11 protein-coding genes are annotated in these 10,512 nt (G+C 73.5%); 2 read left to right on the forward strand and 9 right to left on the reverse strand.

Annotated features, from left to right (window positions below; genetic code table 11):
• From D6718_05715 to asd, 5 genes are all read right to left on the reverse strand, one after another.
• Window positions 1–721 (reverse strand): 2,3,4,5-tetrahydropyridine-2,6-dicarboxylate N-succinyltransferase (locus tag D6718_05715; protein RMG46360.1); only part of this gene is annotated, 721 nt, incomplete at its 3' end.
• Window positions 722–728: 7 nt separating this feature from the next.
• On the reverse strand, window positions 729–1,613 hold the full coding sequence (locus D6718_05720; protein RMG46361.1) for a 4-hydroxy-tetrahydrodipicolinate synthase: 885 nt from the start codon (window positions 1,611–1,613) through the stop codon (window positions 729–731).
• An 11-nt stretch (window positions 1,614–1,624) separates the two neighbouring features.
• Complete coding sequence (gene dapB / locus D6718_05725) at window positions 1,625–2,446, reverse strand: 4-hydroxy-tetrahydrodipicolinate reductase (protein RMG46362.1); 822 nt, start codon at window positions 2,444–2,446, stop codon at window positions 1,625–1,627.
• Window positions 2,404–3,765, reverse strand: coding sequence for an aspartate kinase (locus D6718_05730; protein ID RMG46363.1), 1,362 nt, complete (start codon window positions 3,763–3,765; stop codon window positions 2,404–2,406). The genes dapB and D6718_05730 overlap by 43 nt, the downstream gene beginning before the upstream one ends.
• On the reverse strand, window positions 3,762–4,811 hold the full coding sequence (gene asd, locus D6718_05735; protein RMG46364.1) for an aspartate-semialdehyde dehydrogenase: 1,050 nt from the start codon (window positions 4,809–4,811) through the stop codon (window positions 3,762–3,764). Before asd ends, D6718_05730 begins: the two co-directional genes overlap by 4 nt.
• An 80-nt stretch (window positions 4,812–4,891) precedes the next feature.
• On the opposite strand from asd, the gene D6718_05740 reads away from it, so the two are divergent.
• Window positions 4,892–5,578 carry an HAD family hydrolase gene (locus tag D6718_05740; GenBank protein RMG46365.1) on the forward strand — a complete coding sequence of 229 codons (687 nt, stop codon included), beginning with the start codon at window positions 4,892–4,894 and terminating at the stop codon, window positions 5,576–5,578.
• A gap of 78 nt (window positions 5,579–5,656) precedes the next feature.
• Window positions 5,657–6,064: a hypothetical protein gene (locus D6718_05745; GenBank protein ID RMG46366.1), complete on the forward strand. Its 408-nt coding sequence runs from the start codon at window positions 5,657–5,659 to the stop codon at window positions 6,062–6,064.
• A gap of 34 nt (window positions 6,065–6,098) precedes the next feature.
• Here the strand turns inward: D6718_05745 and D6718_05750 are convergent, their stop codons facing one another.
• The 4 genes from D6718_05750 to D6718_05765 form a co-directional block, all read right to left on the reverse strand.
• The gene (locus D6718_05750) at window positions 6,099–8,480 is read right to left on the reverse strand and encodes a hypothetical protein (GenBank protein ID RMG46367.1); all 2,382 of its coding nucleotides are present in this window, start codon (window positions 8,478–8,480) and stop codon (window positions 6,099–6,101) included.
• Entirely contained in the window at window positions 8,477–9,292 is an 816-nt protein-coding gene (locus D6718_05755) for a 3'(2'),5'-bisphosphate nucleotidase CysQ (GenBank protein ID RMG46368.1), read from the reverse strand. The genes D6718_05750 and D6718_05755 overlap by 4 nt, the downstream gene beginning before the upstream one ends.
• 49 nt (window positions 9,293–9,341) lie before the next feature.
• A complete protein-coding gene (locus D6718_05760; protein RMG46369.1) occupies window positions 9,342–10,091 on the reverse strand; it encodes a DUF1573 domain-containing protein in 750 nt (249 codons plus the stop codon).
• A 70-nt stretch (window positions 10,092–10,161) separates the two neighbouring features.
• The coding region (locus D6718_05765; GenBank protein RMG46370.1) for a hypothetical protein at window positions 10,162–10,512 on the reverse strand (351 nt) is incomplete at its 5' end.

Here is a 10,512-nt window from a genome sequence, read left to right on the forward strand (position 1 = left end):
CGGCCGCCACGACCACCGCCCGCTCGGGAACGGAGAGCACGCCGTCCGAGCCGGCCCGGAGGATGCGCTCCTCGCCGAGGTCGTACAGCGGGGTGGATGCGGTGAGGACCACACCGGCCCCGATCACCGCTCCGCGCCGCACGCGCACTCCCTCGAACAGGCCGGCGAGGGCGCCGACGAAGCAATCCTCCTCAACGATCACCGGAGCCGCGCCGGGGGGCTCCAGCACGCCGCCGATCTGGGCTCCCGCGGCGAGGTGGACCCGGTCGCCGATCTGGGCGCACGAGCCGACCAGGGCGTGGGAATCGATCATCGCACCGCGGCCGACGTACGCCCCCGTGTTCACGTAGCACGGCGGCATGAGCACGGTGCCCGGACCCACGTGCGCTCCGCGCCTCACGGCGCTGCCGCCCGGAACGAGCCGCACGCCGGGCATCGTGCCGATCCCTCTCGGAGGAAGGAGATCCTTGTCGCGCGAGCCGAGCGGACCGGCGGGGGGATACCTGAGGTCCTTCGAGACCCGGAACGCGAGGAGCAGCCCTTTCTTGACCCAGGGGTGCACCGTCCAGCCGCCCGACCCGTCGGGAGTCGCGGCCCGCACCCGGCCCTCCTCGAGAAGATCGAGCAGCCTTTCGACCGCTTCGCGGGCGGATCGAAGATCGGGGCGCCGCTCGCCGGCGAGCCGCTCGATCGCGGCTTTCAGATCCTCGTGGCCGGACACCGGGGCTTCACCGCTCCGGCCCGAGAAGCCCCGCGGCGCGGAGTGCCTTCTCCAACCGGGACCGGGTCGCCGGCGAGGCGGGAGCCAGCGGGGGCCGGACCGCGTCGGCGCACAGCCCGAGCGCGGCGAGGGCCGCCTTGGCGGGGACGGGATTGGTCTCGGCGAAAAGGGCCCGCATCAGGTCGAGCAGGCGTTCGTGCTCCCGCCGAGCCGCTTCCGCGTCCCCCGCGAGCGCGGCTTCGACCATCCGCACGGTCCCGGCCGGGTCCACGTTGGACACCACGGAGACGACGCCGTCGCCTCCCATCAGCGTCATCGCGCAGGTCAGCTCGTCCTCGCCGGAGAGAACCGCCACCCCGCCCGGCCGTTCCTTGATCAGCGTGTGAGCCTGACTCAGGCTCCCGGAAGCCTCCTTGACGGCGCGGACGAGCTCGATTTCGGCGATCGGGCGGAGGATCTCCGGCGTGGCGTTGAGCCCCGTTCTGGAGGGCACGTTGTAGAAGACGATCGGGAGCCCCCCTTCCTCGGCGACGGCGCGGTAGTGAGCCAGAAGACCGGCGGGATTCGGCTTGTTGTAGTACGGCGTCACGACGAGGGCGGCGTCGGCGCCGAGTTCCCGGGCGCGGCGCGTCCTCGCGATCGTCAGCGCCGTGTTGTTCGTACCGGTGCCCGCCACCACCGGAACCCGCCCCTTCGCGCGCTCGACGGTGACGGCCACCAGGCGCTCCCACTCCTCCTGCTCGAGTGCCGGCGCCTCTCCGGTCGTCCCGCAAGGCACCAGCCCGTGCACTCCGGCCTCCAGTTGCCGGTCGACGAGCCGGACGAAGGCCTCCTCGTCGACGGCGCCACCCTCCCGGAACGGCGTCACGAGCGCCGTGAAGACCCCTCGCATCCTGCTGTGCGTCATCGCTGGCCTCCTTCTCCCCTGCCTTCCAGCCACGCCTCGATCATCTCGTCGGCCGACCGCGGTCCGTCCTGCCCGCGGAGCCATTCCGCCGCGGCGACCGCGCCCCTGGCGAAGACGCTCCGGTCCCGGCAGACGTGACGGAGCACGAGCGATTCGCCCGGTCCCTCCCAACCCAGCTCGTGGGTGCCGGGGACGGCGCCCGCGCGGATCCACGCGACCGGCAGGAGGTCGGGCGGGGCCGGCCCCTCCTCCGGTACCGGACCGGCCCGCTCGAGCCGCGGCGTCCGGTCGAGAACGATCTCCGCGAGCCGGCGGGCCGTCCCGGACGGTGCATCGCGCTTGCCGGCGTGGTGGTGTTCCACCAGGTAGGGCGAGAAATCGACTCTCGTGCCGAGCACTGCGGCCGCCGTTCGGGCGAGCCGGAACATCACCAGGACGCCGAGCGCGAAGTTCGGAGCCCACAGAAAACCGACGCCCCGCCGGCGCGCCACGGCGGCCAGATCCCGCATGGCGGCCTCGCACCCGGTCGTGCCGGACACGACCGGAACCCGGGCATCGAGCAGCTCCTCCACCAGCCCGGGCGCCGATTCCGCGCAAGTGAACTCGATCGCCACGTCGGGACGCGGCGCGGCGGAAAGGGGGGCGCCTTCCGGCGTCCGCAGGCCCTGCCGCGTCCTGACGGCCACCACCCGGTGGCCGCGCTCGGCGGCCGCGCGAGCCACCGCGCGGCCCATGCGGCCGAAACCGACGATCTCGATCGCGAGCCGGCCGGTCATCACGCGCCCCCGGTGCCGGCGGGAGCCGGGCGGGCGACCCACCGGCCGTGCAACCGGCGGACGAGATCCTCCGCCTGCTCCCGCGGCACGACCATCCCGAGCGAGACACCCTCCGGGCCCTGGAACAGGCGCTCGATCCCCGCCGACGCCGCCGATTCCAGCACGCGACCCCAAAGCTCGGGCGACCGGGCGAGCGCCTCCCCCACCAGGGCGACGACAGCGAGGCCGCACCGGCGCTCCACCCGGCTCGAGCCGTCACCGACCGGGAGTTCCCGTCCCTCGGGCAGAAGCAGCTCCAGCCCCCCGGCACCGATCGCGATGCCGAGAGGAAGGCGGTCCGCCCGGCCGGCGATCCTGACGAGGGCCGAGAGGAACCTGGGATCGCGGACGCGGTCCGGATCGTGCAGGCGCAGCAGTTCCACCGGCGCCCGGCAAGCCACCGCTGCGGGACGCTCCGGATGCCCGGAACGGTCCCCGACCAGCAGCGTGCCGGGGCGATCGGGTGCCAGGGTGTTGCGCACGCGGACCGGAACCCCCGAAGCCATCGCCGGATCCACGGCTTCGGGATGAAGCACGCGGGCGCCGAAGCCGGCGAGTTCCGCCGCTTCCCGGAAGGTGGCCCGCGGGAGCACCCGCGCCTCCGGCACGAGCCTCGGATCGGCCGTCATCAGGCCGTCGACGTCGGTCCAGATCTGGACCTCCCGGGCCCCGATCGCGCGAGCGAGGACGGTCGCCGTCAGATCGGATCCGCCGCGCCCGAGCGTCGTCGGGACCCCCTCCGGGGTGGCCCCGACGAATCCGCCCAGGACGGGGACGGCACCGCGCGAGGCGAGCGGTACCAGGTGACGGTGCGCGCGGTCACGGGTGGCCGCCGGATTCGGACGGGCCGCGCCGAACCGCGCGTCGGTGACGACGACGGTCCGGGGATCGACCGCCTCCGCCTCCACACCCGCGCGCCGCAGGGCCGCGGCGAACAACCGCTGCGCCATCAGCTCGCCGAACCCCATGATGCCGTCCGCGTCCGGCTCGGAGAGCTCCCCCCTCAATCGGACCGACCGGAGCGCCACGCGCAGGCGTCTCAGCTCCGCGTCGAGTCCGGCGGCGAGAGCCTCGTCTCCGGGCGCCAGTTCGCGAGCCACCGCGGCATGTCTGGCCCCGAGCTCGTCCACCCCCCGCGTGACCGCCTCGAGATCCCCGCGCCGCGCGCGCTCCATCAACCGCACGAGCGCATCGGTCACCCCCGCCATCGCCGAGGTGACGACCACCGGTTGCGAATCCCGGTGCTCCGCCACGATGCCCGCCGCCCGCGCCAGTCCCTCGGCGCCGTCCACGGAGGTGCCGCCGAACTTCATGACGATCATCCCAGCAACCCCCGCGCCGCCAGGAGCTCGGCCAGCAGGAGCGTTCCTCCCGCCGCTCCTCGAATCGTGTTGTGCCCCAGGACGACGAGGCGGAGGCCGAGCACGGGGCAGCGACGGACCCGGCCCACGGTCACCGCCATACCGTTTCCGGCCTCGCGGTCCAGGCGCGGCTGCGGGCGATGCGGATCGGTGCACACCACCACCGGTCGCACCGGAGCCGATGGTAGCCGCCGCTCCTGCGGCTCCCCGCGGAACTCCAGAAGGCGTTCCAGCGCTTCCTGCGGTTCGATCGGCGGGTCGGCCTCCAGGCTCACCGCCATCAGGTGGCCATCTTCCACCGGAACGCGGTGGCTGTGCGCCGAAACGCGCATCGATGCCGGCTCGACCCGGCCGTCACGGAGCCGGCCGAAGATCTTGGGAAGCTCGCGCTCGATCTTTTCTTCTTCACCGGGAATCCCGGGGACGACGTTCCCGACGATGTCGAGCGCCGGCACGCCCGGATAGCCGGCTCCCGAGACGGCCTGCATCGTGGAGACGACCACTCGGGTCACGCGCCGCGCGCGGGCGATCGGGGCGAGCGCCAGCGCGAGCGCGATCGTCGAGCAATTCGGGTTCGTCACGATCACCCCACGGGCCCCACGCGGAAGGATCGCCAGATGTTCCGCGTTCACCTCCGGCACGACCAGCGGCACGTGCTCCGCCATCCGGTGGGCGGCGGCGTTGCTGACGACGACCCGTCCGGCGGCGGCGAACGCCGGTTCGATCTCTCGCGCGGCGCCGGCATCGAGCGCCGACAGGACGAGCGGGGCACGGACCTGCCGCGGATCGGGGGCCCGCAGCTTCGACTCCACGAAGGCCGGAGGCCCGCCGGGAAGACGCCACGGTGCCGCCTCGGACAGGCGCATCCCCGCACGGCGCGGCGAGGCGGCGACCTCGGCGACTTCGAACCACGGATGGCCGTCGAGCGCCCGGAGAAGCCGCTGTCCGACCACCCCGGTGGCTCCGAGTATCGCGACCGGGATCTTCTGGGAGCGCTGCTCGCTCATCGGGCCCTGGCCCGGACGGCTGGCCGGCCGCCGCAGGACCGGAGTGACCTGCCGGGAAGGGGCGATGATAGCATCCGGCCATGACCCGCTACCGCGCCGTCATCTTCGATCTGGACGGAACGCTCGCCGATTCCTACGCGGCCATCGCCGACGCTCTGAACCGGGCACGAGCCGCGTTCGGTCTTCCGGCGGTTTCGGTGCGCCGGGTCCGGCGCGACGTCGGCCACGGACTCGAGGCACTGATGGCGCGCCACGTGGGACCGGAGAACGTGGAGCGCGGTGTGCGCCTGTTCCGCGAGCGCTACGCCCAGATCTTCCTCGAGGCGACGCGACCCATGAGGGGGGTGCCGGAGGTGCCGCGGCTCCTCGCCGCGGCGGGACTCCGGCTGGCGGTGGCCTCCAACAAGCCCGCCCGTTTCACCGGTCCGATCGTCGAGCGGCTCGGCCTTTCCGGAAGCGTGCGCGCGGTCCTCGGGCCGGATGGCGGGATCCCGCCGAAGCCGGAGCCGGCGATGTTGCTCCGAGCGCTCGATCTTCTCGGGACGGCCCCGCACGAGACGGTCTACGTGGGCGACATGGCCCTCGACATCCGGAGCGCAAGGGCCGCCGGGCTCGACCATCTCCTCGTGCCGACCGGGGGAACGCCGCTGGGAGAGCTCGTTCGGATCCCCGGCGCGCGGATTCTCTCGCGGCTCGAAGCCCTTCCTCGCGCTCTCGGCCTGAACGCCGCCCCGTCCGGAGCGGCCTCCGACTTACGGTCCCGTTAGCCCCCCGTTGACAGATCTCCACTCCCCGTGGTTAGATCGTCATGCCGATTCTGCCCCGCAGGACTGGAGGAGAGTTCCATGTCGGTTCGCTCTCGCGCGGTGCTGTTCGGGGCCCTTTCCCTTCTCGTCGTGGCGGTCCTTCCCGCGTGGGCGGCTCCCCCGCCCCCCGAGGATCCCTACATCGTCGAGCCGGCCGAGGGGCTTCCGATGTGGTACTGGGCCCGGTACGCGGTGTTCGACTACCACCATCATCGGAGTCCCGGAAGCCGTCCCGACATCCCCATCGAGATCGACCCGCTGACCCCGCACGCGGCCACGGCCGCGTCGGGGAGGGGAAGCGGCGTCGGCACGGGGCCGCTCGCGGGAACCGCCGGGATCCAGGCGTCGGTCGCTTTCCCCGCCACGATGGGCCGGATGCCCAGCCGTCCGGCGGGGCTCGTGCTGCGGCAGAGCCTGGTCGACGTGCGGCGGGCCCTGGGCCTCTGACGGCCCGCCAGGACGAGCCGCCGCCCGCGCCGCTTCAGCGGGCGGCGCGCCGGTAGCGGATCGAAGCGGCGACGAGGCGGCAGGCCTCGCGCCAGCGAGCGGGGTCCATTTCGCCCCTTCGCAGCTCCACGTGGTAGGCCGCGCGGCCGCCGCCGTCCCCCACCAGGATCACGTGGCATCGCCCGGCGGCCTCGTAGACCGCCGTGGTGATCCGGCCGCCCTTGGTGCGCCGCGGCTCCGTCCACCCGCTGGCGGGAGGCCCACCTTCCTCCGCCTCCACCTGCCGGCGGCGCGCCTCCAGATCCACGCCGGGGGCCCATCGCTCGAGCTTCCCCTCGGCGCCGCGCCAGGAACGCGCCCGCAGCCGGATCGGAAACCCGTCACCGGACCCGCCCGACAGGGAGATCCCGAATCCTTTGGGCACCGCGAGTTCCACGTCGCGCGCGCTGAGGATGCCCCCGCGCGGGTCGGCCGAGTCCTCCGACCGCTCGAACCGTCGGAACGCGACGCGAAACCTCCGGCCCAGGTCCACGGGCGGCGGCGGTCCCGGGCGGTCGGCCGGGCGGACCGTCAGCGGGATCCACAGCAAGGAGAGGCTGTCGGCGCCCCGGGAGACCGGAAGAACCACATCGACGGCGCGCCCGCCGGCGAGGACACGCATCGCGAGCCACTGGCCGGGGAAGGCCCCACCGCCGAAGCGGGCGATCACCCCGCCCTGGCCCGTCCCGGCCCGTTCCAGCACCGCATCCAGACCGGTGGCTCCGAGCAGACGGGCCGACGGATCGGCGCGCGGCGCCAGCTCCGACGGCTCCCGCCTCGCCGCTTCCAGGCTCGCCGCTCCGCCTCCAGGTAGCTCGACCAGACCCGCATGGCCGGCGTCCCCGATCACGACCTCCTTGCCGTCGAGATCGACGAACCGCCCCCGAAACCACAGGACCGTCCCGGGACCCGCGAGGGCGTCCCGGAAGTCCCGCCGGATCGGGGCGACGGTGAGGCCGGGGGGCAGATCGATCCTCAGGTCGCCTCCGATCAGGTAGCCGCGCCACGGAGCGGACGACTCGTCCGCCACCGCGCCCGGCGGCTGCCACCCCGGCGGCAACTCGAGGGACCACTCGCCTTGCGGCGGGGGAAGCTCCGCGCCCGGCCGGAGGGAGGCGAGCACGCGAGCGAGTTCCTCCTCCCGGTCCCGGCGGCAAGGCGCCCCGCACCCGGCGTCGCCCGCGAGACCCAATGCGGCGACCGAGGGGCGGTCCGGTCCCGGTCCCGCGATCCGGACCGCCAGGAGCGCCGCCGCCTCCGCGCCGAGATCGACAGCGATCCGCCCTTGCCGGCAGAACCCACCCCCCGAGCCGGTGGGACAAGGGGCGAACCGGCCCCGCAGCGCCGCGCCGAAGATCCCGAGGGGACCGGAGGCGAGGGCTCCGGGATCGGGATCCGTCCAGGGGAAAATCCACAATCGGGTGTCGCCGGGAAAGCGGGTCGCCTCGAGGATCGGTCCGCCGTCTCCCCCGCCGGTCACGACCCATCCGGGCCCGACGTCGATCTCGCCCCAAGGCCCGGCCAACGTCCGCGGCCGCCCCACACCGAAGGCGTCGCGGATCTTCCGGCGCACCACCTCCCGATCTTCCCCCCGCGCCAGGTGGACCGCCGCCACCTCGGCCGCCGCCCTCCGGGCGGCATCGTCGAGAAGGCCCGCCGCCGCGGCGTCGCGGGCGATGGCGTCGGCGATCGGTTCGATCCGGGCCACACGAGACCTGAGGAGCTCCTTCCGATCGCGGATCGCCTCGTCGCCCGGAACGGCCGCCAGTGCCTCGAGCGCCGCAGCGAGAAGCCCTTCCCGCTCGAGGTCGGAGGAGATGCGGCGCGCCGCGTGCACCGGGTCGGCTCCCCGCTGCACCGCGAACGCCTCGAACAGCACGGCCAGCAACCGGTGCCCGGCCGTCCGCTCGGCCGCCGCCAGCTCGGTCCACAGCTCCGCGCTCTGCTGCCGGGCGAACGCGTCGCGCTCGAGTCGCCGCAACGGATCGGGGGCGGGCTCCGGCTCCGGACACTCCATGGCCAAGGCGATCCTGAGGTTGGCCGCGGCGCCTTCGCTCGCGGGGTCCAATAGGCGGGCCACCAGCGCCGCGAAGAGCGATTCCGTCGCATCGCAGGCCCGAATCGCGGCGGCCGAGAGGTTCACCCACCCCGGGACGAGCAGCGGATCCTGGACCACAGCCTCCCTGAGCGCCGCCCTCGCCTCCTCGAGCTTTCCTTCGCGAAGGAGCTTCGTTCCTTCCACGTAGAGCGAGCGTCCCGCGAAACGTCCCGGGTGCCCCCGGTCCAGAAGAGCCAGCCACTCGGTGCCTTGGCCGGAAGTTTCGGCGAGACCGATTCCCACCAGGCAGGCGATCGCGGCGATCGATCCCCGCCTCACGGAACCTCCTCGGCAGCGAGCAGCGCTCGCACCAGGCGCGCCTCGAGTCCGGGCCGGCAGGCGAACAACCCGTACAGGTTGCGCGTCTCGGCCGTGTTGTAGCGGATCGGCCGGCCCCTGCCCTCGAGGAACGTTCCCCCGGCGGCGCGCACGATCGCCTCGGGTGCGCACGAGTCCCAGTGGCGCGAGTGCCGGCTCGCGGTCAGGTAGGCGTCGGCCCGTCCCTCCGCCACCATCATCGCCTTCCGTCCCACCGAACCGGAGCGAATCACCTCGCCGGCGCCGAGCGCCTCGATCGCGCGCGCGGTGCGCCCGTGACGACCCACGTGGCTCACGACGGCGACGATGTCGCGAGCGTCCGGGACGGCTGGCCGGATTTCGAGCGGCCGGCGGCCCTCGGCCGCCGATTCGCGAAACGCCCCCCACCCCACCTCGCCGAGGTAGGTCACCCCCTCGGCCGGCAGGTGGACGACGCCCACCACCGGCCGGCCCCGGAAGGCCAGCCCGATCATGACGGCGAACTCCTTCCGGCCGGCCGCGAAGTGCTTGGTCCCGTCGAGCGGGTCGACGAGCCACAGCCGTTCGCTCGAGAGGCGAACGACATCGTCGGCCGTCTCCTCGGAGAGGATCGCGTCGGCGGGGAACTTCGCGGCGATCCCGGCGCGGATCAGCTCGTCGGCCGCGTGATCGGCCGGCGTGACGAGGCTGTCATCGGACTTGCGTTCGACGGCGAAGGAGCCGCCGAACCAGCGCATGATCTCGCGTCCCGCCTGCCGCGCCAGCGAGACGGACAGCGCCAGTTCCTCCGTCACGACCCGATTGTAACCCGGCGCTCCGACGGCCCCGGCGGAGGCGAGGCGATCAGCTCTCCGCGGCCTTGCGAGGTCCCTCGACGACCGCGTTCACCCGGATCACTCCGGTCGGATGGCTCTCGTCGTTCGTCCGGACCGTCACCTCTCCGCGCAGCAACCCGGCCGGAGCGTCGTCTTTCACCTTGACGGTGATCCAGTAATCGCCCTCGCGCGGCAGCAGCAGCGACGCGAGCCCCTCGCCCTCGCTCTCCCGCTTCGGAGCATCGGCCGGCGCCACCGTCGCTTCGAGGTAGGGACTGTTCGTGACCACGTCGGTGATCTTCAGGCCCGGGCGGTGCGGGCGCGCGAGGATCTTCTCCACCTTCTCGTGGCCCTGGTCCACCCTCAGATAGACCAGAGCCTTCGGCAGGAACTCCAGCGCGGCGAACAGATCGAGCTTGACCTCGAGCACCACGCGTTCGGCACCGGGCGCGTCGGTGACCACGGTGGCCGACTTGACCTGCTTTCCGGAGTGGAGTTTCGAGGTGTCGACCCGCAGCGTGACGGCCCCTTCCTCGCCCGGCTCGATCCGGGGCGGATAGTCGCTCACGGTGCACCCGCAGCTGGGGCGGACCTGCGTGATCAGCACGGGGGCGTCGCCGACGTTCCGGAAGACGAAGTCGTGCTCCACGACCGTGCCGATCTCCACGCGGCCCGCGTCGTAGTCCCGCTCCGGGATCTCGAGCCGCCCGGCACCCCACGAGGGAGCGGCCGCCGCGGCGAGGGATGAGACGAGGATCACTCCGGTCGACCAACGCATCGGCTGGCGTCCTCCGTGCCGGCCGGGCCTTCCGGCCCGCCGCCCCGGCAATATACCGGCAGGCACGGCCTCAGACGAGGAACCGGAGCTGGGCCGCCATGCCCCCGACCTCGTCGAGGGGCGTCGGCGGATGAACGACCTCCACGTCTCCTCCCGCGGCGAGAACCGCTTCGGCGGTGCGCGCCGGGAGGTCGCACGGGGCGACCTCGCCGCCGCAGGTGGGGCACGAGGGCGGAGGAGCGCCACCCCCGAACAGACACCCGGCCCGGCAGCGCCACCCGGCGAGCTTGAGGCCGTCGCTGACCAGCAGGCGGGCGACCGCCCCCTGGCCGGCCGCCGCAGCGGTCTCCTCCGGCCCGGCGACGGCCAGACCACCGGAGATCGCCTCGGCGAGAACCGACCGGACCAGGCGGGCCTCTTC

The sequence above is a fragment of the Acidobacteriota bacterium genome (assembly GCA_003696075.1).
Taxonomy (GTDB): Bacteria; Acidobacteriota; Polarisedimenticolia; order J045; family J045; genus J045.